At 73.0% G+C, this 24,531-nt stretch carries 21 protein-coding genes and 1 pseudogene; 10 read left to right on the top strand and 12 right to left on the bottom strand.

The window, feature by feature from the left end:
- Nucleotides 1–73: 73 nt before the first annotated feature.
- From ACZ4Z4_RS33295 to ACZ4Z4_RS33285, 3 genes are all read left to right on the top strand, one after another.
- Nucleotides 74–700 carry a YigZ family protein gene (locus tag ACZ4Z4_RS33295; RefSeq protein WP_468335805.1) on the top strand — a complete coding sequence of 209 codons (627 nt, stop codon included), beginning with the start codon at nucleotides 74–76 and terminating at the stop codon, nucleotides 698–700.
- Nucleotides 701–771: 71 nt separating this feature from the next.
- Nucleotides 772–1,935, top strand: a complete 1,164-nt coding sequence (locus tag ACZ4Z4_RS33290; RefSeq protein ID WP_468335801.1) for an exonuclease SbcCD subunit D — start codon at nucleotides 772–774, stop codon at nucleotides 1,933–1,935.
- Entirely contained in the window at nucleotides 1,932–5,027 is a 3,096-nt protein-coding gene (locus tag ACZ4Z4_RS33285; RefSeq protein ID WP_468335796.1) for an AAA family ATPase, read from the top strand. The genes ACZ4Z4_RS33290 and ACZ4Z4_RS33285 overlap by 4 nt, the downstream gene beginning before the upstream one ends.
- Before the next feature lie 196 nt (nucleotides 5,028–5,223).
- Here ACZ4Z4_RS33285 and ACZ4Z4_RS33280 read toward each other — a convergent pair whose 3' ends face one another.
- The 5 genes from ACZ4Z4_RS33280 to ACZ4Z4_RS33260 all read right to left on the bottom strand — a co-directional run bounded on the left by ACZ4Z4_RS33280 (nucleotide 5,224) and on the right by ACZ4Z4_RS33260 (nucleotide 8,693).
- A complete protein-coding gene (locus ACZ4Z4_RS33280; RefSeq protein WP_468335793.1) occupies nucleotides 5,224–5,433 on the bottom strand; it encodes a hypothetical protein in 210 nt (69 codons plus the stop codon).
- Nucleotides 5,434–5,562: 129 nt separating this feature from the next.
- Nucleotides 5,563–5,853 (bottom strand): hypothetical protein, encoded by a 291-nt coding sequence (locus ACZ4Z4_RS33275; RefSeq protein WP_468335790.1) that lies wholly within the window; start codon nucleotides 5,851–5,853, stop codon nucleotides 5,563–5,565.
- Nucleotides 5,854–6,570: 717 nt separating this feature from the next.
- On the bottom strand, nucleotides 6,571–7,251 hold the full coding sequence (locus ACZ4Z4_RS33270; RefSeq protein WP_468335788.1) for a hypothetical protein: 681 nt from the start codon (nucleotides 7,249–7,251) through the stop codon (nucleotides 6,571–6,573).
- Nucleotides 7,252–7,411: 160 nt separating this feature from the next.
- Nucleotides 7,412–7,858 carry an Lrp/AsnC family transcriptional regulator gene (locus ACZ4Z4_RS33265; protein ID WP_468335785.1) on the bottom strand — a complete coding sequence of 149 codons (447 nt, stop codon included), beginning with the start codon at nucleotides 7,856–7,858 and terminating at the stop codon, nucleotides 7,412–7,414.
- A 97-nt stretch (nucleotides 7,859–7,955) separates the two neighbouring features.
- Complete coding sequence (locus ACZ4Z4_RS33260; protein ID WP_468335781.1) at nucleotides 7,956–8,693, bottom strand: S1 family peptidase; 738 nt, start codon at nucleotides 8,691–8,693, stop codon at nucleotides 7,956–7,958.
- A gap of 477 nt (nucleotides 8,694–9,170) precedes the next feature.
- Here ACZ4Z4_RS33260 and ACZ4Z4_RS33255 point away from each other — a divergent pair, with 477 nt between their 5' ends.
- Both ACZ4Z4_RS33255 and ACZ4Z4_RS33250 read left to right on the top strand, forming a co-directional pair.
- Nucleotides 9,171–9,701 (top strand): rhodanese-like domain-containing protein, encoded by a 531-nt coding sequence (locus tag ACZ4Z4_RS33255; protein WP_468335778.1) that lies wholly within the window; start codon nucleotides 9,171–9,173, stop codon nucleotides 9,699–9,701.
- A gap of 141 nt (nucleotides 9,702–9,842) precedes the next feature.
- The gene (locus ACZ4Z4_RS33250; RefSeq protein WP_468335775.1) at nucleotides 9,843–10,688 is read left to right on the top strand and encodes an SDR family oxidoreductase; all 846 of its coding nucleotides are present in this window, start codon (nucleotides 9,843–9,845) and stop codon (nucleotides 10,686–10,688) included.
- Nucleotides 10,689–10,721: 33 nt separating this feature from the next.
- Here ACZ4Z4_RS33250 and ACZ4Z4_RS33245 read toward each other — a convergent pair whose 3' ends face one another.
- Genes ACZ4Z4_RS33245 through ACZ4Z4_RS33235 form a run of 3 tightly spaced genes read right to left on the bottom strand, consistent with a single transcriptional unit; the run spans nucleotide 10,722 to nucleotide 13,893 of the window.
- On the bottom strand, nucleotides 10,722–11,645 hold the full coding sequence (locus tag ACZ4Z4_RS33245) for an ATP-grasp domain-containing protein (protein WP_468335772.1): 924 nt from the start codon (nucleotides 11,643–11,645) through the stop codon (nucleotides 10,722–10,724).
- Nucleotides 11,642–13,357 carry a DUF885 domain-containing protein gene (locus ACZ4Z4_RS33240; RefSeq protein ID WP_468335769.1) on the bottom strand — a complete coding sequence of 572 codons (1,716 nt, stop codon included), beginning with the start codon at nucleotides 13,355–13,357 and terminating at the stop codon, nucleotides 11,642–11,644. Before ACZ4Z4_RS33240 ends, ACZ4Z4_RS33245 begins: the two co-directional genes overlap by 4 nt.
- 32 nt (nucleotides 13,358–13,389) lie before the next feature.
- Nucleotides 13,390–13,893, bottom strand: coding sequence for an Lrp/AsnC family transcriptional regulator (locus ACZ4Z4_RS33235; RefSeq protein WP_468335766.1), 504 nt, complete (start codon nucleotides 13,891–13,893; stop codon nucleotides 13,390–13,392).
- Between the two features lie 60 nt (nucleotides 13,894–13,953).
- Between ACZ4Z4_RS33235 and ACZ4Z4_RS33230 the strand changes: the two genes are divergently transcribed.
- Entirely contained in the window at nucleotides 13,954–15,216 is a 1,263-nt protein-coding gene (locus ACZ4Z4_RS33230; protein ID WP_468335763.1) for a trans-sulfuration enzyme family protein, read from the top strand.
- Here the strand turns inward: ACZ4Z4_RS33230 and ACZ4Z4_RS33225 are convergent.
- A complete protein-coding gene (locus ACZ4Z4_RS33225) occupies nucleotides 15,176–16,609 on the bottom strand; it encodes a GNAT family N-acetyltransferase (RefSeq protein ID WP_468335760.1) in 1,434 nt (477 codons plus the stop codon). The genes ACZ4Z4_RS33230 and ACZ4Z4_RS33225 overlap by 41 nt on opposite strands.
- Nucleotides 16,610–16,730: 121 nt before the next feature.
- Nucleotides 16,731–18,311, bottom strand: a complete 1,581-nt coding sequence (locus tag ACZ4Z4_RS33220; RefSeq protein ID WP_468335757.1) for an alkaline phosphatase D family protein — start codon at nucleotides 18,309–18,311, stop codon at nucleotides 16,731–16,733.
- 323 nt (nucleotides 18,312–18,634) lie between these two features.
- Between ACZ4Z4_RS33220 and ACZ4Z4_RS33215 the strand changes: the two genes are divergently transcribed.
- Nucleotides 18,635–19,054, top strand: coding sequence for a VOC family protein (locus ACZ4Z4_RS33215; protein WP_468335754.1), 420 nt, complete (start codon nucleotides 18,635–18,637; stop codon nucleotides 19,052–19,054).
- Here ACZ4Z4_RS33215 and pdxR read toward each other — a convergent pair.
- A complete protein-coding gene (gene pdxR / locus ACZ4Z4_RS33210; RefSeq protein ID WP_468336236.1) occupies nucleotides 19,003–20,529 on the bottom strand; it encodes a MocR-like pyridoxine biosynthesis transcription factor PdxR in 1,527 nt (508 codons plus the stop codon). The two genes, ACZ4Z4_RS33215 and pdxR, sit on opposite strands and share 52 nt — an antisense overlap.
- A gap of 126 nt (nucleotides 20,530–20,655) precedes the next feature.
- Here pdxR and ACZ4Z4_RS33205 point away from each other — a divergent pair.
- A pseudogene (locus tag ACZ4Z4_RS33205) lies at nucleotides 20,656–21,444 on the top strand (EamA family transporter); the annotation flags it as partial.
- Between the two features lie 87 nt (nucleotides 21,445–21,531).
- Here the strand turns inward: ACZ4Z4_RS33205 and ACZ4Z4_RS33200 are convergent.
- The gene (locus ACZ4Z4_RS33200; RefSeq protein ID WP_468335751.1) at nucleotides 21,532–22,365 is read right to left on the bottom strand and encodes an alpha/beta fold hydrolase; all 834 of its coding nucleotides are present in this window, start codon (nucleotides 22,363–22,365) and stop codon (nucleotides 21,532–21,534) included.
- Between the two features lie 182 nt (nucleotides 22,366–22,547).
- Here ACZ4Z4_RS33200 and ACZ4Z4_RS33195 point away from each other — a divergent pair, with 182 nt between their 5' ends.
- Complete coding sequence (locus ACZ4Z4_RS33195) at nucleotides 22,548–23,438, top strand: RNA polymerase sigma-70 factor (protein WP_468335748.1); 891 nt, start codon at nucleotides 22,548–22,550, stop codon at nucleotides 23,436–23,438.
- 307 nt (nucleotides 23,439–23,745) lie between these two features.
- Nucleotides 23,746–24,507, top strand: a complete 762-nt coding sequence (locus ACZ4Z4_RS33190; protein ID WP_468335745.1) for a GntR family transcriptional regulator — start codon at nucleotides 23,746–23,748, stop codon at nucleotides 24,505–24,507.
- Nucleotides 24,508–24,531 lie beyond the last annotated feature (24 nt).

Below are 24,531 nucleotides of genomic sequence, written 5' to 3'. Positions count from 1 at the left end.
GCGTGCTGTGGCCTACGCCACCCGGCGCCCCTCCCGGCGCGGCCGGCCCCCGAGGAGCGCCTACGCTGGCGTGATGCAGGACGAATACCGCACAGTGGCCCGCGAGGGCGTGCACGAGACCGAGATCAACCGCTCGCGCTTCCTGTGCGCCCTGGCACCCGCGGCCACTGAGCGGGAGGCCCAGGACTTCGTCGCGCGCGTCCGCAAGGAACACCCGGCCGCCAGCCACAACTGTTTCGCGTACGTCATCGGGGCCGACGCCGCCGTGCAGAAGGCGAGCGACGACGGCGAGCCCGGCGGCACCGCGGGCGTCCCGATGCTCCAGATGCTGATGCGCCGCGACATGCGGTACGTCGCGGCGGTCGTGACCCGCTACTACGGAGGGGTCAAGCTCGGCGCGGGCGGTCTCATCCGCGCCTACGGAGGGGCCGTCGGCGAGGCGCTGGACTCCCTCGGCACCGTCACCCGCCGCCGCTTCCGCCTCGCCACCGTCACCGTCGACCACCAGCGCGCGGGCAAGGTGCAGAACGACCTGCGGGCGGCGGGCCGCGAGGTGCGCGACGTGCGCTACGGCGACGCCGTCACGATCGAGATCGGCCTGCCCGACGCCGACGTGGACGCCTTCCGCGGCTGGCTGGCCGACGCCACCGCGGGCAGCGCGGTCCTGGAGCTCGGCGGAGAGGCGTACGGAGACGCCTGACGGGCCCGGTCAAGGAGAGTTGCCGGAGTGGCCACCCGTGATGTCCGACCCGCCCGATAGTCTCGGGAATCATGAGGCTTCTGCACACGTCCGACTGGCATCTGGGGCGATCGTTCCACCGCGTGAACATGCTCGACGCCCAGGCCGCGTTCATCGGTCATCTGCTGGCGACCGTGCGCGAGCGTGACGTGGACGCCGTCGTGGTGGCCGGGGACGTGTACGACAGGGCGGTGCCGCCGCTCGCCGCCGTCGAGCTCTTCGACGACGCCCTGCACCGGCTCGCGGAGCTCGGCGTGCCGACGGTCATGATCTCCGGGAACCACGACTCGGCGCGCCGCCTCGGCGTCGGCGCGGGCCTCATCGACCGCGCCGGCATCCACCTGCGCACCGACCCGGCCGCCTGCGCGGAGCCCGTGATCCTCACCGACCGCCACGGAGACGTGGCGTTCTACGGCCTGCCCTATCTCGAACCCGCGCTCGTCAAGGACACCTTCGCCGTGGCCAAGGCGGGGCACGAGGCGGTCCTCGGTGCCGCCATGGACCGGGTGCGCGCCGACCTGGCCGCCCGAGCGCCGGGCACCCGCTCCGTCGTCCTCGCCCACGCCTTCGTCAGCGGCGGCCAGGCCAGCGAGAGCGAGCGGGACATCACGGTCGGCGGGGTCGCCGCCGTGCCCGCAGGAGTCTTCGACGGCGTGGACTACGCCGCCCTCGGCCACCTGCACGGCAGCCAGACCCTCTCCCCGCGTGTGCGCTACTCGGGCTCCCCCTTGCCGTACTCCTTCTCCGAAGCCGACCACCGCAAGAGCATGTGGCTCGTCGACCTCGGCCCCGAGGGGGACATCGACGCCGAGCGCGTCGACTGCCCCGTGCCGCGCCCGCTCGCCCGCATCAGGGGCACTCTCGACGACCTGCTCGCCGACCCCTGTCTCGCCCGCCACGAAGAGGCGTGGGTCGAGGCCACCCTCACCGACGCGGTCCGCCCCGACGACCCGATGGCCCGCCTCTGCGAGCGGTTCCCGCACACCCTCAGCCTCGTCTTCGCCCCGGACCGGGCCCCTGACGACCCGGACGTCTCGTACGCCCAGCGCCTGAGGGGCCGCAGCGACCAGCAGGTCGCCGAGGACTTCGTGACCCATGTGCGCGGCGCGGGGCCCGACGAGGAGGAACAGGAAGTACTGCGTTCGGCGTTCGACGCGGTCCGCACCGACGCCACACTGCGCGAGGTCGCCCGATGAGGCTCCACCGGCTCCGCATCACCGCCTTCGGGCCCTTCGGCACCACCCAGGACATCGACTTCGACGACCTCAGCGCCGCCGGACTCTTCCTGCTGCACGGCCCGACCGGCGCCGGCAAGACCTCCGTCCTGGACGCCGTCTGCTATGCCCTCTACGGCTCGGTGCCGGGCGCCCGGCAGGGCAGCGGACAGGGCATGACACTGCGCAGCGACCACGCCCAGCAGGGCACGCGCACAGAAGTCTGCCTCGAACTCACCGTCGCCGGACGCCGCCTGGAGATCACCCGCCAGCCCCCGTGGGCGCGCCCCAAGAAGCGCGGCACGGGCACCACCACGGAGAAGGCACAGAGCTGGCTGCGCGAGTACGACGCCGCGGCGGCCCCCGGCACCTGGAAGGACCTGAGCCGGTCCCACCAGGAGATCGGCGAGGAGATCACCCAGCTCCTCGGCATGAGCAAGGAGCAGTTCTGCCAGGTCGTGCTCCTGCCCCAAGGAGACTTCGCCCGGTTCCTGCGCGCCGACGCCGAGGCGCGGGGCAAGCTGCTCGGACGGCTCTTCGACACGCGCAGGTTCGCCGCCGTGGAGCAGCGGCTCGCCGAGCAGCGGCGCACCACCGAGGCCGAGGTCAAGGACGGGGACGCCGCGCTCCTCGCCGACGCGCACCGCATGCAGCAGGCCGCGGACGACGGCGGCCGGCATGCCGAACTGCCCCTGCCCGACCTCGCGCCCGGCGACCCGGGTCTCGCGGACGCCGTCCTCACCTGGGCGGCCGTCGCCCGCACGAGCGCGCGGGAGCGCCTCACCGTCGCGGACTGCGCCCTCACGGCCGCCGAATCCGCCCAGGCGGCCGCGGAGCGCAGGCTCGGTGACGTACGCGAACTGGCCCGGCTCCAGGGCCGGTTCGCCGAAGCGCAGTCACGCGCCGCGCAGCTCCACGCGCGCGTGGACGAACAGCGCGACCTCGAAGAGCGGCTGCGACAGGCCCGCAAGGCCGAGACCGTCGCTCCCGCGCTCGACCTGCGCGAGACCGTCGAAGCCGAGCACCGGCGCGCCACGGAAGCGGAGGCACGCGCGCGTGGCCTGCTGCCCGACACGTTCGCCTCCGCCGGCGCCGCGGGCCTCGCCGCCGCCGCGCGCACAGCGGCCGAGGAGCTGGGCGGCCTCACATCGGCCAGGCGCGCCGAGCGGCGGACCGCCGAGATCACCGCGGAACGCGCGACGCTGGACCGCCAGGAGCGGGCCGACGACGAGCTGCTCCAGGACGCGTCCGGCTGGTTCGACGGCTGGGAGGCGACCCGGGCGGCGCTCCAGGAGCGCATCGAGTCCGCCCAGGAAGCCGCCACCCGCGCCGAGCGCCTCGCGGGCCGGCTCGAACCGGCCCAGGCCCGCCTCGACGCGGCCCGCCGCCGCGACCGGCTCGCCCAGGACGCGGCGGAGGCACGGGACCGTGCCCTCACCGCCCGCGAGTCCGCCACCGCCGCGCACGAACACTGGCTCGCCCTCAAGGAACAACGCCTCACCGGCATCGCCGCCGAACTGGCCGCGCACCTGACCGACGGCGCACCCTGCGCGGTGTGCGGCGCCACCGAGCACCCCGCCCCCGCCCGGAAGACCGCCGGGCACGTGGACCGCCACACCGAGGAGGCCGCCCTCGCCGAGCACCGCCGCGCGGACGAGGCCCGCGCTGCCGCCGAGCGCGCTCTCGGTGACGTACGGGAATCCCTGGCGGCGGCGACCGCGGCCGCCAGGGGCGGCCCGGTGACGGAACCGGATGGGGGGACGACCGCCGACGGGAAGGCTGACGTTAAGGAAGCGGCCCCCGACGTCCAGCCCACGGCTCACGAACTCGCCGCGGCTGTCGACCAGTTGCGACAGGCGTACACGGAGGCCCGGGACCGCGCCTCCGGGCTGCACGCCGCGAGGGAGGCGCTGGCACAGGCCGAGCGCGAGTACGACCGCAGGCTCGCCGAGCAACAGGAGGCCGCCCGGCGCGCCGCGTCCCGTGCGACGCTGCGCGACGCCCTGGAGCGCGAACAGCTGGCGTTGCAGGAGGAGTTGACCCGCGCGCGGGGCGCCGCGGAGAGCGTCGCCGCACGCGCCGCCCAGCTGGAGCGGCAGGCCGCGCTGCTCACCGACGCCGCCGACGCCGCCCGCACCGCCGACGACACCGCCGCGCGCCTGAAGGACGCCGACGCGCGACTCGCCGACGCGGCCTTCCGCGCCGGGTTCGACACGCCGACAGCGGCGGCGGCCGCCCTGCTCGACGACGCCCGGTACCGCGAGGTCCAGCACCGCATCGACGCCTGGCGGAACGAAGAGGCCGCGGTGCGCTCCGTCCTCGCCGAGCCGGACACGGCCGCCGCCGCACAGCAGCCGCCCGCCGACCTCGCGGCCGCGCAGGCCGCGGCCGAGGCGGCGGCCCGACGCCTGCGGGACGCCGCCTCCGCACGGGACGCCGCCGCACGGCGCTGCACCGAACTGGACCGGCTCTCCGCCCGCTCGCTCACCACGGTGCGCGAACTGGGCCCTCTGCGGGCCGCGTACGACCGGGTGGCCCGGCTCGCCGGACTCACCGCGGGCACCTCGGCGGACAACGAACGCCGCATGCGCCTGGAGTCGTACGTGCTCGCCGCCCGCCTGGAACAGGTGGCCGCGGCCGCGACCGTACGGCTACGACGCATGTCGTCCGGGCGCTACACCCTCGTGCACTCCGACGACCGCACGGGCCGCGGCCGTTCGGGCCTCGGCCTGCACGTCGTCGACGCCTGGACGGGCCGCGAACGCGACACGTCGACCCTCTCGGGCGGCGAGACGTTCTTCGCCTCACTCGCCCTCGCCCTGGGCCTCGCGGACGTGGTCACGGACGAGGCGGGCGGTGTCCGACTGGACACCCTCTTCATCGACGAGGGCTTCGGCAGCCTGGACGATCAGACCCTGGACGAGGTCTTGGACGTCCTGGACTCCCTGCGCGAGCGGGACCGCAGCGTGGGCATCGTCAGTCACGTCGCTGACCTGCGGCGAAGGGTGCACGCGCAGTTGGAGGTCGTTAAGGGGCGGGCGGGGTCGGTGGTGAGGCAGCGGGGTGGCGGGTGAGGTCTCAGATCGCGTACACATGGCTCGACAAGTCAGCCGTGCGATATCTGGCGGGCGTTCAGGCAGCAGCGATCAACGAGTGACATCGTCATCGAACCAGATGCGGACTATCCCGCCTGGTTCGCGACCGCGGCCTGGCCGCACGTAACGTTCCAGGGCAGCCAGTCAGGCGGGGCATCGACTCCTAGGGCACGGCCTAGCTGTTCTGGCCGCCTCGGCGGCGATTGATCGTCGCCCAGGCCCGGTCGGCGATGGTTCCGGTGAGCAACGCCGCGACGGCGGCGACGTACCAGGGGAGGTCGAGCGCCAGGCAGGGGCCGATCGCGATTGCCAGCGCAATCAGATTGAGCCACCAGGGTGTGCGTTGGATGCGGGAAGAGCCTTCGTAAAGGTGACCTGTCAGCACTTCTTCTTACTCGCCTTGCTCTGAGGCCGTTCAGCGATGTCGCGCCGCACGCCATGTTGGTGACACTCGCGATCTTCGCCGGAAGCTTCGCGACTGTGCAGGTGTACAGCATGCCACCGTATCCGGCAGTCAGTAGGAGGCGTTCTTCTTGTCGCGCAGGTGTGCGCTCTTGCGTCGTGCCGTGGCGATGACGCAGGCAACGACGGTGCCTGTCAGGCCACCGAAGAGCAGGCCTCCGACGGGGTCGGAGTCATCGGCCCACGAGGCGGCGACAGCGATGGCGCACCATGCGGTGCCGACGGTCAGGGCGACGCGGTCGCCGTTGAGCGTGCGCCATGCGGACCGGCGGTGGGAACGCTTCGTCAGCCAGATCTCGACGAGGACGAAGACGGCGATGAGCGCGAGCCAGAGGAACGTCATCGGTATGCACCTTTCTCCGCAGGGATGTCAGCGGCAGTAGCTGTCGCCCTGCTTGCCCGGGTACTCGCCGGGCTTCCCGTAGCTCTTGATCTTCAGGCACTTCTTGTCGGGCTGAGCGATGTTGGCCATCGTGGTGATCGCGGCAACGGTGATGCCGGCGGCGGTGGTGAACCCGGCGGGTATCGACGCGATGATGGTGGCGGCGAGTCCGCCTCCCAGAGCGATCTTCCAGCTTGCAGCTGGTGGCGACGTCCTTCCCGTTGGCGTCCTTGGCCCAAGGTGCCGAGATGGAGCCCTTGAGCTCGGTGGAGCCCCCGGCCGCTGTCCTGGAAGATGTCGTAGCCGCCGCTGTCGTTGGCGGCCAGGCGCGTCCCGGTCGGCATCTGGAGGTCGAAACGCTGCTCGGTGGGGGCGTTCTCGTCCTTGAGCGTGACGAGCGTACGGGCACCGCCCTCCGTGGTGGCTGGACGGCTAGGTCCTGCGTACCAGTGACCCGTTCGATGCCTGCGGCTGCTCCCACGGTGCCCTTCCGGTGCGACGTTCTCCATGCGTCGGCGCAGGGAACTGGGAGGAAGCTTGTGCGCCGAGATGATCTTGAAGAACTGTGCCATATGCCGCAGGCGGCGTGAACGGTGTTTATCGGATTTAGATATGGAAGAGGACCAAAGTCCCTTGCGAGGGACTTTGGTCCCGGCGGCTGGCCGGGGGGGGCTCGCTTCAGCCGCACACGATGATGCGCTCTATTTCCCTGAGCTGGGCCGCGTTGACGCGTCCCCTCTCCAGGGAGCAGAGCCACCGGAGCAGTTCGGGTGCGGCGTACACCTCGTCGTAGAAGCCGAGTTGGAGGTCGGCGATGTCGTCCTCGATGAGCCAGGTGTCGAGGGCGTCCGCGAGGTGGCGGTCGGAGGCCTCGGTGCGGGTTGCCGCCCACTCGGTCAGCCAGGGGGTGAGGGTGCCCGTGGTGACCGCGAGGGTCTCCAGCAGGTCGGGGATGTTCGTGGTGCCGGGGTGGGTGTGCAGGGCCGAGCGCCACCAGGCGTGCCAGACCTCCTCGAGCGCCGCTCGCTCGGGCACGGGCCACCCCCGCCAGCCCGCGGCGAGGAAGCGGGAGGCGACCATGTCGTGGAGGAGCCGGCCCTCGGTCAGCGCACGCACGATGCGCGGTGTCAGCCTGCGGTAGAGACCGGGGAAGTCGTCCCAGTGGTCCGGTGTTTCGTGGGCGACGTGCGGGATCAGGTCCTCCGGCACGAGGTGCGCGGGGCCCGCGACGGCTTCGAGGTCGGACTCGGCGTAGCAGTAGGTGCAGCCGCTCACCGGGAACGGCAGGTCGGAGAGCGGGGCGAAGGCGACGTCCAGGGCGTCGAGGGCGTTCTGGAGGCGCTGGTGCGGGTCGGTCATGGGGTGCCTGACTGGACTCCGTCCGGCCGGGCCGGAGAAGAGAGCGACGCTACCACGCTCTCCTCCCGGTGCCGAGAAGGCAGGTGACGGGCGGCCGGATGCGACCTCCCGGTGCTGAGAAGGCAGGTGACGGGCAGTCGGACCCGGCTCCCCGTCGCCGTCAGCGGCCCAGTGGTCTGCGGGGCAGCGGGGAGGAGTAGACGACGCTGGTCGTCACCGAGCCGAGTGCGCCGATCCTGCCCGACACCTCTTCCAGGTGCTGCATCGAGCGGGCCGCGACCTTGATGACGAAGCAGTCGTCGCCCGTGACGTGGTGCGCCTCCAGGATCTCCGGGGTCGCCTCGACCAGGTCGTGGAAGGGCTTGTAGTTTCCGTTCGGGTAGCGGAGCCGCACGAACGCGAGGATCGGCAGGCCGAGACGGTCCGGGTCCACCACCGCCGCGTACCCCTGGATCACGCCCGCCTCCTCCATGCGCCGCACGCGTTCGGTCACGGCGCTCGCGGACATCGAGACGGCGCGCGCCAACTCGGCGTAGCTGGCGCGGCCCTCCCGCTGGAGGACGTCGAGTATGCGCCAGTCGGTGGCGTCCGTGGAATATCCGGTCATCCCCGAGAGGTAACAGGGAAATCCCCGGCCGTTCAAGAGGCGGCCGGGGATTGTTTGCCCCCGGATGCGAATGCGGGTACGGGGTCAGGTGCGGGTGTCAGACGCCCGCGATGCTCTGGATCCAGGAGCGGTACGCCGTCACGTTCGTGTACGCCGTCGTGGTCTGGCGGTCACTGGTGGAGGCGACGCCGACCTGTACGCCGTTGGCCATCATCGGGCCGCCCGAGTCACCGCCCGCGGTGATGCCGTCGCCGCGCCGGGCGCAGATGGCCTGGCCCTGGTAGGCGTCGCGGCAGCCGCCGGTCACCACGACGTTGGCGACCTTCAGGAGCCGGGACTGGCAGTTGATCTCCGAGCCGCACTGCGAGGTGGCCCCCCAGCCGTACACCTGCACGGTCTGGCCCGTCGACACGGAGCCCGGGCTGCCGAGGCGCGCGTAGGTGCCCGCCACGGAGCGGTCCAGCTGGACCAGGGACAGGTCCGAGGACGGGTGGTTCCTGATGCTGATGCCGTTGGCCGTGGTGCCGCCGGACGTCTGGTCGAGGCTGCCGATGCGGAAGGAGAGGCCGCCACCGCTGACGCAGTGCTTCGCGGTGAGGATCCAGGTGGGGGCGATGATCGTGGCGCTACAGGTCTGCCGGCCGTTGGAGAAGAGCCTGGCGGCCCAGGGCGCGTTGCTGGCGTATCCGCCGCCGATGATCGGCTGGGGACCGTTGGTGGACGTCACGGCGGGGGCGTCCGCGCGGGCGGCGGTCTGGGCCGCTGCCGTGGGGGCGAGCCCCAGAACGGCGAGGGCGGTGGCCGCGAGCGCGGGGACGAGTCTGGATATACGCATGTTCGTCTCCATTGTGTGGGGGTGCAGCGTCCTGGATGAGGACAGAGCCGCATAGGTATGCAGCCCGAGGGCACGCTCGGAAGGCGGGTTCTTCTGTCGCGTGCATGCCATGTTCGGCAGGGGTGAATCTGGCAGACGAGTCATGTGCGGCGCAAGAGGCGGGAGGGGCTTCTGTGTGGTGCCGAGTTGGGGGCGCTCGGCGTCGACCGCGGTGTCGTGGGTGTGTCACGGGTGTGTCGTGGGTGGGCTTGCGTCCCACTGCATGATCAAACCGAGTTCTGGTCCGGACCATTGTTGGCGCAGGGGCTGCGGCCCTGGCAACGCCCTTTCGCGACAACCCTGTTGTCCCGGTACGTGCGGCGATCCCGTGAAACCCCGCGCCGTACCCGCGATGTGCCGGGGATTCGACGGCGGCACCGCCGGAACGCCGGGGTTCTGTGCTTCAGAGTTCCGGCCGTCACCCGTAGATTTTTCGCCATGAACAACACGAACACGCAGCTCAGCGCCCCTTCGTCCGTCTCGGTAAACCCGGGTGGCGACCCGGGGGAGAACCCGGTCCTGCGCGTGCCGCCCGCCTCACCCGCGGCAGCCGCCGCGTACTTCGGCGCCAGCCTCGCCTTCCACGCCGACGTGTCCGACGTGGCCTCCGCCCTCGCCGCCGACGGCGACCCGGGGTTCGTGGTGATCGACACCCGCTCCACCGCCTCCTGGGACCAGGGGCACATCCCGGGTGCCGTCCACCTGCCGACCGCCCTCATCCCCGAGCAGGCCGAGGCGCTCCTCGACAAGTCGGTGCCCGTTGTCACCTACTGCTGGGGGCCCGGCTGCAACGGCGCCACCCGCGCGGCTCTCGCCCTCGCCCAACTCGGCTTCCAGGTCAAGGAGATGCTGGGCGGCTTCGAGTACTGGGCGCGCGAGGGCTTCGCGTACGAGACGTGGGAGGGCCGCGAGCAGCAGGCTCCCGACGCGCTCACCGCGCCGGTCGACGCCGACGACTGCGGCTGCTGACGGGTCGCGCACGTCCGTCCAGGTCGCATGCGCCGTGCGCCGTACGTCGTGTGCCCCGTGGCCCCGCGAGCCGGTGCCCCGCTTCGCGGCGTGGAGAATCCGCGTGCGCGTCGGTGCCCCACGAGTCCACCATGGTCTGTCATGCCTCAACTGCCGCAGCCCTCACCCGCACAACTCCGCCGTGATCCGCTCCCGTTGCGCGGCCGCACCGCGCTCGTCACCGGGGCCAGCCGGCGCGGCGGTATCGGATACGCCGTCGCCCGGCGGCTCGCCGCGTACGGTGCCGGGGTCTATCTGCACCACCACGTCCCGCACGACGCGGCGATGCCCTGGGGCGCCGATCGCCCGGAGGCCGTCGTCGCCGGGGTGCGCGAAGCGCTCGGCGACCCGGACGCGCCGGTCCACGCGGGGCCGGGCGACTTCTCGGAGACCGACGCACCGGCCCGTCTGATCGACACGGCCGCCGAAGCGCTCGGCGGCCGGATCGACATCCTCGTCGCCAACCACGCGCTGAGCGGCAGCGACGGACCGCTCGACGCGATCGACGCGGCGATGCTCGACGCGCACTGGGCGGTCGACACCCGGTCCGTGATCCTCCTCGTCCAGGCGTACGCCCGGCTGCGTGCGCGGTTGCCGGACCGTGCCCCTGGCGGCCGCGTCGTGATGATGACGTCGGGGCAGGACATCGCGGGCGGCATGCCGGACGAGATCGCGTACAGCCTGCAAAAGGGCGCGCTGGCGTCGGCGACCCGCACGCTCGCCACCGCGCTCGCCGACCTCGCCACCACCGTGAACTGCGTCAACCCCGGTCCCGTGGACACGGACTACCTCACCGGTGAGGCGTACGACGCGATCGCCGCGCGGTTCCCGGCGGGGCGGTGGGGCATGCCGGACGACCCGGCCCGGCTCATCGCGTGGCTCGCCACGGACGAGGCCGAGTGGATCACCGGGCAGGTGATCGACTCGGAGGGCGGCTTCCGCCGCTGACAGGCCGGGCCGGCCTGGGCCGGGTGGGGTGTGCTAGGCCGAACCCACCACCGCCCCCGCCAGCCCCGCATACAGCGCCTCGACCGCCGTCGCGCCCCCGACCCCCCGCGGCAACCCGCTGACCTGCCCGTCGCCCACCTCCACGACCCGCCACCGGCCGTCCGAGTGCGGCGCGAGGTCCGTGGTCACGAACCGGCAGCCCAGCGCCGCCACCACCCCGCGCACAGCGTCGAGGTCGGGCGCGGGGGCCCGGTCCGGTGCGCCCGGGGTGTCCGGTGCGTCCGGGGTGTCCGGATGCGCGGTCACGAGCAGCACCTCTCCGTCCAGCCACCACACGCGGGCCTCGCCTCCCGCGACGAACGGCTCGTAGGCGCGCACCACCAAGCCGCCCGCGAGCGTCTCCTCCTGTAGCGCGAAGAACCGGTCGACCACCGCGGACAGCCGTGCGCGGTCCGCCAGTTCGGGTACGAAGCACGCCTCGTCCCACTCGTGCTTGCGGGACTTCACGTAGTCCTTGACGATCCCCGGGCCGGGGCCGAGCGGCGCCACGAGCTCCGTGAGCCGCTCGGCCGAGGGCGGCTCGCCCGGAGCCGCCGCGCACCAGACGCTGCGCGGCGTGAGTGCGGACCGCTCCAACGTGGCGTACCAACCGGGCAGTTCGTGCGCGCGACCGTACGCGCCGGACCCCGTGAGGAGGGCGCAGCCGCGCGCCGCGAGAGCCCGCTCCAGCTCTTCGTAGCGCGCGACCGGGACCATCCACCCCCGGTACCAGTACGGCCCCGACCCGCGCGGCACCCGTCCGACGGCGCGAGCCGTGTCGCCGGCGAGCAGCGCGTCGTGGTCGACGAGGGCGACCTCGGCGCCGGCCGTGCGCGCGGCCGCGACCTCCGGGGTGAACTCGGGGTCGGGCCGCGCGGCACGCAGGGGGTCGGACGGGAAGAGGAACGCGGTGCTCACAGCCGTGACAGTTCGGCCACCAGGTCGTCGAGGCCGAGGGAGCCCTGCGACAGCGCGGCCATGTGCCACGCCTTGGCGTCGAACGCGTCGCCGTGCCGCCGCCGCGCGTTCTCCCGGCCGAGCAGCCAGGCGCGCTCGCCCAGCTTGTAGCCGATGGCCTGGCCCGGGATGGTGAGGTAACGGGTCATCTCGCTCGCCACGTAGTCCGTGGGGCGGCCGGAGTGCGCGTCGTAGAACTCCTGGGCGAGGTCGGGCGTCCAGCGCTCACCCGGGTGGAAGGGGGAGTCCGCGGGGATCTCCAGTTCCAGGTGCATGCCGATGTCGACGATGACCCGCAGCGCCCGCATCATCTGCGCGTCCAGATAGCCGAGCCTGCGCTCCGGGTCGGTCAGGAAGCCCAGCTCGTCCATGAGCCGCTCCGCGTACAGCGCCCAGCCCTCGGCGTTGGCGCTGACGATGCCGACGGTCGCCTGGTAGCGGGAGAGGTTCTCCGCGACGTGCGCCCACTGGGCGAGCTGGAGGTGGTGGCCCGGCACGCCCTCGTGGTACCAGGTCGAAACGAGGTCGTAGACCGGGAAGCGGGTTTCGCCCATCGTCGGCAGCCAGGTGCGGCCGGGGCGGGAGAAGTCCTCGGACGGGGCCGTGTAGTAGGGCGCGGCGGCCCCGCCGGGCGGCGCGATGTGGGACTCCACCCTCCGCACCCGCTCGGCGAGTTCGAAGTGGGTGCCGTCCAGGGCGTCGATGGCCTCGTCCATCAGCTCCTGCAACCAGACCCGGACCTCGTCGACGCCCTCGATGTGCGCCCCGTGCTCGTCCAGGTGGGCGAGCGCCACCCACGGAGTGGCCGCGCCGGGCAGGATCTTCTCGGCCTCGGTCCGCATCTCGGCGAGCAGTCGGTGGAACTCCGACCAGCCGTACGCGTACGCCTCGTCGAGGTCCAGATCCGTGCCGTTGCACTCGCGGGACAGGCGGGCGTAGCGCTCGCGGCCCACGGTGTCGGGGGAGCCCTCGATCGCGGGCGCGTAGACGTCCCGCATCCAGTCGCGCAGCGCCACGACGGACTCGGTGGCGCCGAGCGCCGCGGCGTCCAGGTCGGTGCGCAGCTTGTCGGGGCCCGCGGCCGCGAACTCCTCGAACCAGCCGCGGCCGCTCGCGCCGCCGGCGTGACCCGCCCACTCGGTGAGCTGCCCGATGAAGGTGTCGGTGGGGCGCGGCGCCCCGAACAGCTTGCGTTCCAGGCCCAGTTCGAGCGAGGCGCGGTAGCCCTCCAGGGCGGCCGGTACGGCACGCAGGCGCTCGGCGATCGCGGCCCAGTCCTCCTCCGTGTCCATGGGGGACACGGTGAAGATCTCCCGCACCTGGTGCGGCATCGTGTGCAGGTTGCCGACGGCGCGCAGGCCTTCCCCGGCCTCGTGCACGGCCAGCTGCGCGGTGAGGCGCTCCCGCAGCAGGCGGCCGCAGCGGCGCTCGGCGTCGCTCTCCGCGCCGGGCCGCGCCTCGGCCTCGTCCAGCCGTGCCAGGGTCGTGCGTGCCAGCCGCGCCAGCGCCTCCTGGCCCTCGGGGGAGGTGTCGGGGAGCTTGCTGTTGCTCTCCTTCACGCCGAGGTAGGTGCCTGTGATGGGGTCGAGGGCGATGAGTTCGTCGACGTACGCGTCGGCGACGGCGCGGGGCAGGGGTCCGGTGTTCGGATGCGGGTTCTTCGTGGCTGACATGCGGACATCCTCATACGAGGAACGGGTGCGCGTCACCATGATTCGCCCGGTGGATCCCGCGGGGCGTCGGGCGGCAGCAGAGGACCGCACGACCACTGCTGGAAGATCAACCGGGTCTCGACGCGTGCGACTTCGCGCCGCGCGGTGAACTCGTCGAGGACGAGCCGCTGGAGATCCGCCGGACCGGCCACCGCCACGTGCACCAGGAAGTCCTCGGGACCCGTGAGGTGGAACAGGGACAGGGACTCGGGCAGCGCCCGCACGCGCTCCACGAAGGGGCCCACGAGATCCCGGCGGTGCGGCCGCACCTGCACGGAGAGGAGCGCCTCGACCCCGCGGCCGAGCTTCGCCGGGTCCAGCCGCAGCTGGTGTCCGAGAATCACCCCCGACCGCCGCAGCCGCGTCACGCGGTCGAGACAGGTGGACGGGGCGACGCCGACCTGCGCGGCGAGGTCACGGTAGGTGGTCCGGGCGTCGTTCTGCAACAGACGCAGGATGTGGAGGTCCACCGGGTCCAGTGCGACAGAATCGGCCATCGGCCGAACGTAGCACGGGACATGGGCCGCGACACCCGGTTGTTGTTCAGCCTGTGCCGCATGGAAGCGAACACCGGGAAAGCACCGCACGAGCCCTCCGCCGCCCGTACGTCACCACCGCGTGCGCTGGCCACCGAGGCCGTCCACGCGGGACGGGACGATCTGGCCGAAATGGGTCTGCACGCCCCGCCGATCGACCTCTCCACGACCTATCCCTCCCGGGACAGCCGGGCGGAGGCCGCCCGCATCGACGCCTTCGCCGCCGAAGGCGTCGTCGACGACGGACCGCCCGTCTACGCCCGGCTCGGCAACCCCACCGTCGCCCGCTTCGAGACCGCCCTGGCCCGGCTCGAAGGCACCGAGAGCGCGGTCGCGTTCGCAAGCGGCATGGCGGCCCTGACCGCGGTGCTTCTCGTACGAGGATCGGCGCGCCTGCGCCACGTCGTGGCCGTCCGGCCCTTGTACGGGTGCAGCGACCACCTGCTCTCCGCGGGCCTGGTCGGCACCGAGGTGAGCTGGGTGGACCCGGAGGGCATCGCCGACGCCATCCGCCCCGACACCGGCCTGGTCATGGTCGAGTCGCCCGCCAACCCCACCCTCGCCGAACTCGACCTGGCCGAGGTCGCCCGCGCCTGCGGCACGGTGCCGCTGCTCGCCGACAACACCTTCGCGACGCCGGTGCTCCAGCGGCCCGCCGAGAGCGGCGCCCGGCTCGTGCTGCACAGCGCCACGAAGTACCTGGGCGGGCACGGCGACGTCCTCGGGGGAGTGGTCGCGTGCGACGAGGAGCTCGCGCGGGGGCTGCGCCAGGTGCGGTTCGCCACGGGCGGGGTGCTGCACCCCCTCGCCGGATACCTGCTGCTGCGCGGTCTGGCCACGCTGCCGGTGCGGGTGCGGGCCGCTTCGGCGAGCGCCGCGGAACTGGCGCGCCGCCTCGCCGCCGACCCGCGCGTGGACCGCGTCCACTATCCGCGCCTCGGCGGCGCCATGGTCGCCTTCGAGGTGCGCGGCGACCCGCACGCGGTGATCGGCGGCGTACGGCTGATCACGCCGGCGGTCAGCCTCGGCAGCGTCGACTCGCTCATCCAGTACCCCGCGTCCATCAGCCACCGCGTGGTGGACGCCGAGGACCGGCGCTCGGCCGGCGTGAGCGACCGGCTGCTGCGGATGTCGTGCGGCCTGGAGGACGTCGAGGACCTGTGGCGCGACCTGGACCGGGCGCTCGGCCCCGTCCCGGTCACCATCCCCGCGCCGGTGGCCACCGACACAGGCTCGGAGGGCCTCAGGGGCGCCGCGCGTGGTCGTGCGGCAACGGGGAGCTGACCGGCGCGGTGTCCAGACGCGCCGTGATCACCAGCGTGCCCTCCTCGATCTGGTAGTCGAGCGGCAGGCCGAGCCCGCGCATCGCGGCCACCATGCCGGTGTTGGACGCCCGCGTCACCGCGTACACGCTCTCGCAGCCCGCCTCGACCGCCATCGTCACCAGGCGGCCGAGCAACTGGCTGCCGATGCCCCGGCGCTGCCAGTCGTCCTCGACGAGCAGCGCCACCTCGGTCTCGTCGCCGTCCCAGAGGAGGTGGCCGATGCCGACGATCCGCCCGGACGCGGTCCGCACCGCGAGAGTGCGGCCGAACCGGGGGCTGAGCAGGTGGTTCAGATAGCGGTCGGCGTCGTGCACGGGGCCGTGGTAGCGCATGTCCAGGGTGCGCCGCGAGCAGCGCTCGTGCATGGCCTTGGCGGCCTCGACGTCCGTCGTGTCGGCTCGCTGGACGGTGATCGAGTTGCCCTCCGGGAGGGTCAGGACGTCCTGGTTGCGGGGGATGCGGGGGCCGAGCCGCGTGTCGAGCTCCACGAGGGCGCGGGCGCGGGCGAACTCCGTGGGCGTGAACGGCAGATAGGGCCGCTCGACGGTGATGACCTCGCCGTCGGGACCGTTCAGCCGCAGCACGGTCCCTTCGAGCACGCCGTCGACCGGGGTGCCGTCCGGCGTGCCCTCGTCCTGTCGGGGCTTCGGCCGGGACGCGGCGGGCAGCGAGCGGATGGTGCAGCGGCCCAGCAGCTGGCGCAGCGCCAGGGGGAGTTCGGCCGCGTCGAGCGCGGTGCGGGTGGCGAGACCGAGGAGGCGGGTGGGCGCGTCCACCAGGTCGTGGGCGTCGGCGCGCTCGATCCAGGTGCCCGCGCCGCCCGCCCCGGCGATCGACCGCGTGATCCCGGCGGCGGACAGCTCGGCGGGCGCGCGCAGCAGGAACTCGTCGACGGTGCCCTCGGCCAGCGGGTGGGCCTGGAGGCTGAGGATGTCGATGCGGTGGTCGGCGAGGGCCACGCAGAGCGAGGCCAGCGAACCCGGCTCGTCCCGCACGGTCGTCCGCATGCGCCACAGGGTGGTGTCGGCGCTCGGCCGCGCCGGCTCCGCGGCCGGGGGTGCGGTCGTCGTGCGCCCGGCCTGCTCCGCGTCGGCGGGCGGCCGGGCGACGGTATCGTGCGCCGGGGGCGGCGCGTGGTTGTGGCGCCGTGCCCACCAGATGTGGAAGCCGGCCGTGGCGAGCAGCACCACGGCCGACACGAGCAGCAGGGCGGGTCCGTCGGGGCCGTGCCCCACCATGTTCGCCACGGCGTCGGCCACCGCGACGGCGGTGAACAGGGCCGCCAGCTCCACCACGTCGCGCCGCCAGTGGTGGACGGGGCGGCCGTGCTTGGTCCGTGTCACGTCAGACATGTCAGCTCTCATACGTTCACTGTGCTGGACCGGTGTTTCGTGATCACGAACGCTCTGTGACTGATGGGTTAAGAGGTCATCTGCCCCTTTGGCGGCGATTCGCCCCCGTCCGCTGGGGACGCTACTGGCCCACCCGGCCCGGCTGAAGGACCTGGGTGAACAGCACGCCGCCGCCCTCCTGCCGCAGCCGCACCGTCAGCTCGCCGCTGCCGCCGTCGATGTCGACCTCGCCGAAGTACTGCGGGGTCTCGGCCGGCGAGGTGTTGGCCCGGCTCGGGGCCTTGAGGAACTTCTGCTCGGGACCGAACGTCGCGTCGAGCTTCGTGGCGGGGAAACCGCCCGCGGCGAGCGGCCCGGACACGAACTCCCAGAACGGCGCGAAGTCCTTGAACGCCGCACGCGACGGGTCGTAGTGCTGCGCGGAGGTGTAGTGCACGTCGGCCGTCAGCCACAGTGTGCCCGTGATCCTGCGGTGCTTGATGTGGCGCAGCAGGTCGGCGATCTGGAGCTCGCGGCCCAGCGGTGCGCCGGGGTCGCCCTGCGCCACGGCCTCGAAGTTCGTCCGGCCGTCGGGCACGACGATGCCCAGCGGCATGTCGGAGGCGATGACCTTCCACACGGCCCGGGAGCGGGACAGCTCGCGCTTGAGCCACGCCAGCTGGCGGGCGCCGAGGATTCCTGTGGCGTCGTCGGGCTGAGCGTTGGGCGAGTTGGCGTTGCGGTGGGTGCGCATGTCGAGCACGAACACGTCCAGGAGCGGGCCGTGCCGCTGCACCCGGTACACCCGGCCGTCCTCGTCGCCCGGCGGCAGGGTGGAGATGGGGTAGTACTCGCTGAAGGCCCGCAGGGAGCGGCGCGCGAGGACGTCCACGTTCTTCTCGGTGTACCGGGCGTCGTCCAGGATCTGCCCCGGGTACCAGTTGTTGCGCACCTCGTGGTCGTCCCACTGGACGATGGACGGCACCTGGGCGTTGAACCGTCTGACGTTGTCGTCGAGCAGGTTGTAGCGGAACGCGCCGCGGAACTCCGCCAGGGACTCGGCGACCTTCGACTTCTCCTCCGTCGTGATGTTCCGCCACACGCTGCCGTCGGGCAGCGTGACGCTCGGCGGGATGGGGTTGTCGGCGTAGATGTTGTCGCCGCTGCACAGGAAGAAGTCCGGGTTGCGCTTGCGCATCTCCTCGTAGACGCGGAAGCCGCCCCGGTCGGGGTTGATGCCCCAGCCCTGGCCCGCGATGTCGCCCGACCACAGGAAGCGCACGTCGTCCTTGCGGCTCCGGGGAGCCGTGCGGAACGTGCCCTCGACGGGCTTGCCCGCACGCCGCGGGTCGTCGGGGTCGGTGAGCAGCACCCGGTAGTGGATCTGCTCGCCCGCGGGCAGGCCGCGCAGCGGCACCGTCCCGGTGAAGTCCGTGTCCGGGCCGAGCAGCGGGCCGTGCCACCGGCGGGGGTTGCGGAACGACTCGGTGGCCGACGTCTCGACGATCATGCGAGCCGGACGGTCCGAGCGGGCCCACACGAGTCCGGAGTGCGCGCTCACGTCGCCGGCCTGCACGCCCCACGCGGCCTTCGGGCGTCCCGAGAGCGCGAGCGCGGGAGCCGCCCCGGCCAGTGCGGGCACGGCGAGCGCCGCCGGTACGGCGAGCGAACCGCGCAGCACGCTGCGGCGGCGGGGGGACGGGCTCGGCTGACGTTGCGACATGAATGCGCCTCCAGTTGACGGGTGCGACCAGTGTGCGGGAGCCCGGCCCGTACCGCGCCACAGCGTCCACGCGAAGCACAAGTGAACAACTCCCCACGGGCGGAGGGGAACCGCCGCGCGGACCCGGCACGGAACGGGGCAGGCCGGGGCGCGGCCCAGGGGTCTGGGGGACAGGGGGCCAGGAGACAGGGGCCTAGGGCCGCGGTCGTACGGCATGGGGACGGGCGGCCGGGGACGTACGACCGATGGCCGCAAGATCCACGACTGCCTACGCTCGGCACCTGAGCACGTCACCGGGCGTGCCGCAGCGAAGGGGGAGTCCCGTGCCGGTCAACGGTCAGAGCCACATCCGCGTCGCCCGTCCGTCCCGCGCCCTGGCGGCCGCCGAGCGCTTCTGGGTCGACGGGCTGGGGCTGAGCGTGGTGTACCGGGCGGAGGGCGGTGGCGCCCCCGGCGAGCACGACCTGCTCATGGTGGGGTGGCCCGACGCTTCCTGGCACCTCGAACTGGTCCACGAGGCGGCCGCTCCCGTCGAGCCGAACCCGACCGAGGAGGATCTGCTCGTCGTGTACGTCGACGGGGAGGTTCCCGAGGAACTGGTGGCGCGCCTTGAACAGCGGGGCGGAAAGCGGGTCCTGTCGCCCAACCCCTACTGGAACGAGTGGGGCGTCACCGTCGAGGACCCGGACGGCTACCGCTTGGTGCTCTGCACGCGCGCGTGGTCCAACTCCCCGGGGTCCTGAGCCGTCCCGACCGCCTCCGCCAGGAGGCGTACCCCGTCGGTGATCCGGGCCGGTGAGAGGTGCGCGTAGCCGAGGACCAAGTGGACGCCGTCGGCGGTGCGTTCAGGGACTCCGTCGACGGGGACGGGCGTCGGCATGCTGTAGTCGCTCAGGGGCCGGACCGCGACGCCGGCCGCCCCCGCCCGTGCCAGGAAGGCGTCCTGCGGCCCCCAGCGGCCCGGCAGCCGGGCGATGACATGCAGACCGGCGGAGATGCCGGTGACCCGCGCGCCGGGGAAGTGCTCGTGCAGGGCGGCCACCAGGGCGTCCCGGCGCTCCCGGTAGGCGCGCTGGCAGCGACGCAACTGCCTGTCGTAGTCGCCCCGTTCCACGAACCGGGCGAGGAGCTCCTGGTCGAGGGAAGGGTTGCCCAGGTCCATCACCCGCTTGCGCTCGACGACCTCGGCGGCGAGCCCGTCCGGCACCAGCAGCCAGCCGAGCCGCAGCCCCGGAGCGAGCGATTTGCTCACCGACCCGGTGTACGCGACGTGTTCGGGGTCGAGTCCTTGCAGGGCGCCCACCGGGGCGCGGTCGTAACGGAAGTCCCCGTCGTAGTCGTCCTCGACGATCAGCCCGTCGGCGGACCGTGCCCACTCCAGGAGTTCGGTGCGGCGCCCGGCGGAGTAGCCGATGCCCGAGGGGAACTGGTGGGCGGGCGTGGTGACGACCGCGCGTACCCCCCGCTCCCGCAGCGCCGCGGGATCCGCGCCCTCGTCGTCCACCGGTATACCCACCGGCGTGACGCCCGCCGCGGCGAGCAGCGTGGCGTGCTCGGGGCTGCCGGGGTCCTCGACGCCGATCGCCGTGTGCCCCCGCGCACGGAGCGCCAGCGCCAGCAGGGTCATGGCCTGGGCCACTCCGGAGCAGACGATGACGCGCTCCGGGTCGGCGACCACGCCGCGGCGCCGGGCCAGGAGGTCCGCGAGGACCCTGCGCAGCCTCGGCAGGCCGCGCGGATCCGGGTAGCCCAGCACGTGGTGCGGCAGTTCGGCGAGCACCTGGCGGTGGGCGGCGGACCACGCGGAGCGCGGGAAGAGGGACAGGTCCGGGACACCGGGCAGGAAGTCCACGCGCGCGTGGCCGTCCCGCGGCGCGAGGTCACGGACCGCCGGCGCGGCGGCCCGCACCGCGTCGCCCACCCACGTCCCCGCCCCGCGCCCGCTGCGCAGATAGCCCTCGGCCGTCAACTGCTCGTACGCCTCCGTGACCAGGCCGCGGGAGACACCCAGGTCGGCGGCGAGCTCGCGGCTGGAGGGCAGCCGGGTCCCCGCCGTGAGCCGCCCCGATCTGACGGCCTCGCGCAGGGCCGACGCCAGGCTGCGGCCGCGGCTGCGCGCGGGGGCGGCCGCGGTGGGCAGCAGCAGCTCCCAGGCGGCGCTCCACCGTGCACGGTCGTCGTCGGCACCCTGTGGGGTCCGGGGGATTTCTGGCGTCAGTGCGATGCACCTCTTCGGGAGGGCTGTTGATGAAGGCGTTCCATGGGGCGGTGGCAGAAGTGGTCCCGCAACCGGCCACAGAAGTGGACCTTAAAAGGGACCGCCCCCGCTTCCTAGCGTCGGGGCATGAACGCGAACTCCTCACGCGGGGCGCTCCTCGCGGCCCTCGCCTGTCTCCTCGTCGGCGGCTCCTTCACCGCCAACAGCCTGCTGGGCGACTACCCGTACGCGGGTGGCCAGTTCCTCCGCTACGGCCTGGCCTGTCTGCTCCTGCTGCCCTGGCTCGGCAAGGGCGGCACCGCCCCGCTGCGCCGGCTGACACGTCCCCAGTGGGGGCGCCTGGCCCTGCTCGCGGCCGTGGGGATGGTCGGCTTCAACCTGGCGATCATCGCCGCGGAGCGGTCGGCGGAACCTGCCGTACCGGGTGTCTTCGTAGGATGCGCCCCCATTGTCGTCGCCCTCCTGATGCCGCTGATGGAACGGCGCACGCCCCAGCGGGTGGTCCTGCACGGCGCGCTGCTCGTGGCCGCCGGGGCGTTCACCGTGCAGGGCTGGGGCCGCACGGACGCGGCGGGCCTCCTCTTCTCGGTGGGCGCGCTCCTGGGAGAGGTCGGTTTCGCGGTGCTCGCCGTCCCCGTGCTGCGGCCCCTCGGGCCCCGGCTGCTCGCGGCCACGGTGTGCGCCGTCGCCGCCGTCGAAGCGGCCGTGCTCGGGCTCGTCGTCGACGGCGGCGGTCTCGTGCGGTGGCCGGACCGCACCGAAGGCGCGGCCCTGTTGTGGCAGGCGGTCGTCGTCACCGTCGTCGGCTTCGTGCTCTGGTACTCGGGAGTCCAGCGCATCGGCGCCGAGCGGGCCACGCTCTTCTCCGGCCTCATCCCCGTCGCGGCGGCCTGCACCGCCCCTCTGGTCGGCACCGGGACGTACGGGGTGGCCCAGGCCGTCGGCAGTGTGCTCGTCGGCGCTGGGGTGGCCCTGGGCTCCGGAGTGCTCGGCGGGCGCCGGTCAGCGGCGGCAGGTGTCGAGGATGACGCGGGCGACGAGGGCCGGGTCGTCGTTCATCGGGACGTGGCCGCAGCCGGGGAGCCGGACGAGCCGCGCGGCGGGGATGGCCTGCTTGGCGCGGATCCCCTGCCGACGCAGGAGCAGCCGGTCCCGCGTGCCCCAGGCGATGGTGATCGGCAGGCCCGTCACATCGTCCTGGAGGAGGACGTCCCGCCCGGCCGTCAGCGTCGCCGCGAAGCCCACGGCCTCGCGCAGCGCGAGCGTCTCGGCGACGACGGCCTCGGGTGAACGGCGCCAGGGGCGGGCGTAGATGGTGCTCGTGAGCGCCGTGCGCCCGGCCGCGCTGCGCGACAGCCGCTCGATCGCCGGCACCGGCAGCAGGCGCGCGCCCCGCCGCATGGCGAGCAGCGTGGCGAACGCGTACCGGCGCTCGGCGGGCGACCAGAAGCCGCCGGGGGAGAGGGCGGTGACGGAGCGGACCAGCTTCTCGCGGGCCATCTCCAGGGCGAGCAGGCCGCCCAGGGAGTTGCCCGCCACGTGCGGACGCTCCACCCCCAGCGCTTCGCACATCGCGCCGAGCGCAGGGACCATCGTGGCCAGCTCGTACGCCAGCCCGTCGGGGAGCGCGGGCGAACGGCCGAACCCCGGCAGGTCCACCGCGATCACGTCGTACTCGGCGGCCAGGATCTCGAACACCGGGTCCCAGGCCTGCCGGTGGTGGCCGATGCCGTGGAGCAGCAGCAACGGTTCGCCCGCGCCCGCGCGTTCGTAGGAGATCGTCGCGGTGCGCGGGCCGTCGGGCGACGCGACGCCGAAGGAGACCTCTGTGGCCATGACTGCTCCTGTCCCCGCCGCCGGGCGACGGCCCCTGAATGCGTTAGACACGTTGTCAGCAACAATTACCGCTCGGTAGGCCCGGGTTCAAGAGGCAGGAGGCTCGGGTTCCAGCGGCGGGAGGTACCGGTCCGAGAAGGCGGCGCCTGGACAGGCGCACTCCCGTGAGCTGGGATGGGAGGGTGGCTACCGACAGCATGACCGACGTCTTCGAAGAGCACCGACCTGTCCTGATGGGCGTGGCCTACCGCATGCTCGGCCGGGTGGTCGACGCGGAGGACGTCGTCCAGGAGGCGTGGCTCCGATGGTCGGCGTCCGACCACGACCAAGTGCGCGAACCGCGCGCCTTCCTGGTGCGCGTCACCACCCGGCTCGCCATCGACCGGCTGCGCCACTTGCAGTCCCGGCGCGAAGCGTACGTGGGGCCGTGGCTCCCCGAGCCCTGCGTCACCGAGTTCGGGCCGACGGTCCCCGACACCGCGGAGCGGGCCGTGCTCGCCGAGTCCGTCTCCCTCGCCGTCCTCGTGGTCATGGAGTCCCTGTCCCCGCTGGAGCGCGCCGTCTTCGTGCTCCGCGAGGCCTTCGGATTCCCGTACGCCGAGATCGCGGCCACGCTCGACCGCAGTGAGGCCTCCGTGCGCCAGCTCGCCGGGCGGGCCCGCAAGCACGTGGATGCGGGCCGCCCGCGCTACAAGGTGGACCCCGCCGAGCGCCGCGACCTGACCGAACGGTTCCTCGCCGCGGCGACCGAGGGCGACCTGGACGGGCTGATGTCCCTCCTCGCGCCCGACGTCCGGCTGGTCGGCGACAGCGGCGGCAAGACGAAGGCTCCGCTGCGTGTCCTGGAGACCGCCGACAAGGTGGGCAGGTTCCTGCACCACACCGCGGCCAGGGTGCTCGGCGAAGCGGCCGAGGTGGAATTCCGCTTCATCGAGGTGAACGGCGCGGAGTCCCTGTTCCTCCTCGTCGACGGCAAGCCCGACAGCGTCTTCCAGTTGGCCGTCGCCGACGGGCGCATCCAGGACGTCTACATCGTCCGTAATCCGGACAAGCTCACGGCGCTCGTTCGGTAGAACCGGGGCCCCGGAGTGCCCCCAGGGGCGTATTCGCGCAGTACAGAGCCCCCGTCCGGCAGGGCGGGGGCTTCATCGTGCGCTCTTTGCCCGCCGTTCACGCGCGCGTGGCCGATTACGCCTGCTTGGCCCCGTGCGAACTCCGCATGAATGCTCTGTGGCATCACCCCTGTGCAGGCTGTAACGGATCGAGGATTGGTCTTGACCAAGGGTGGGTGCGGGCCTATGGTCGCAGAGATAGTGCAGGAACCTTTAATAAACAAGGGCGCTAAAACGCCGCCGGTCGACGGCGATTGCGGAGGACAGGGTGGGGACCACGCAGCTCGAAACGGCGCCGGAGCCGAAGTACTGGCACCTGAAGACGGTGCTCAGTGAGGCGCTCGACTCCGAATTCGCCGTGGGGGAGATCCTGCCGAACGAGCGCGATCTCGCGGCCCGCTTCGGTGTCGCCCGCGCCACGCTCCGGCAGGCACTGGAACAGCTGGAACTCGAAGGCAGACTGCAGCGCCGCCGTGGAGTGGGTACGACTGTCGCTCCGCCGCGGATGGGCGTGGCCGTCGGCTCCGCGCAGGGCACCTGGCCGGGCGCGGTCGGCGACGCCTGGCAGCCCGCCGACTGCGCCCCGGCGGCCCCGCCCGCGGAGGTGGCCCGCATGCTGGGGGTCCCCGCGGACGAGCAGGTGCACGTGGTGCGCCGCACCCGCGTCTCGAACGGCCAGCCGGTAGCCGCCGAGCTGCTGTACGTGCCCATGACGTCCGTCGCCGAACTGACCGGCATGGACGCACCGTCCGGCGCGGCACGCGCGCGTGTGGTCCTGCGCGAGCTGGCCAGACACGGCCTCGAAGGCCAGGACCGGGCCGTCGAGCTCGGCTCCGCCCGCGCCGACGACGCCAAGGCGCTCGACCGCCTGCCCGGAGCGCCGGTGCTCGTCGTGACGACCCGCTTCTTCGCCCTGGGGCGTACGGCGGCGGTGTCCGTGGCCACGTACCGCGCCGACACCTGCCGGCTCACTTTCGGAGACACCGGCGGCGTGGAGATACACCACGAGTCGGAGCGCGACGCCTCCTGACGTCCGGCCGCCGTCGAGGAGACC

Source organism: Streptomyces sp. NPDC030245, from assembly GCF_055572995.1.
The sequence above is the reverse complement of the archived record's forward strand: the minus strand, read 5'-3'. Positions and strand labels throughout refer to the sequence as shown.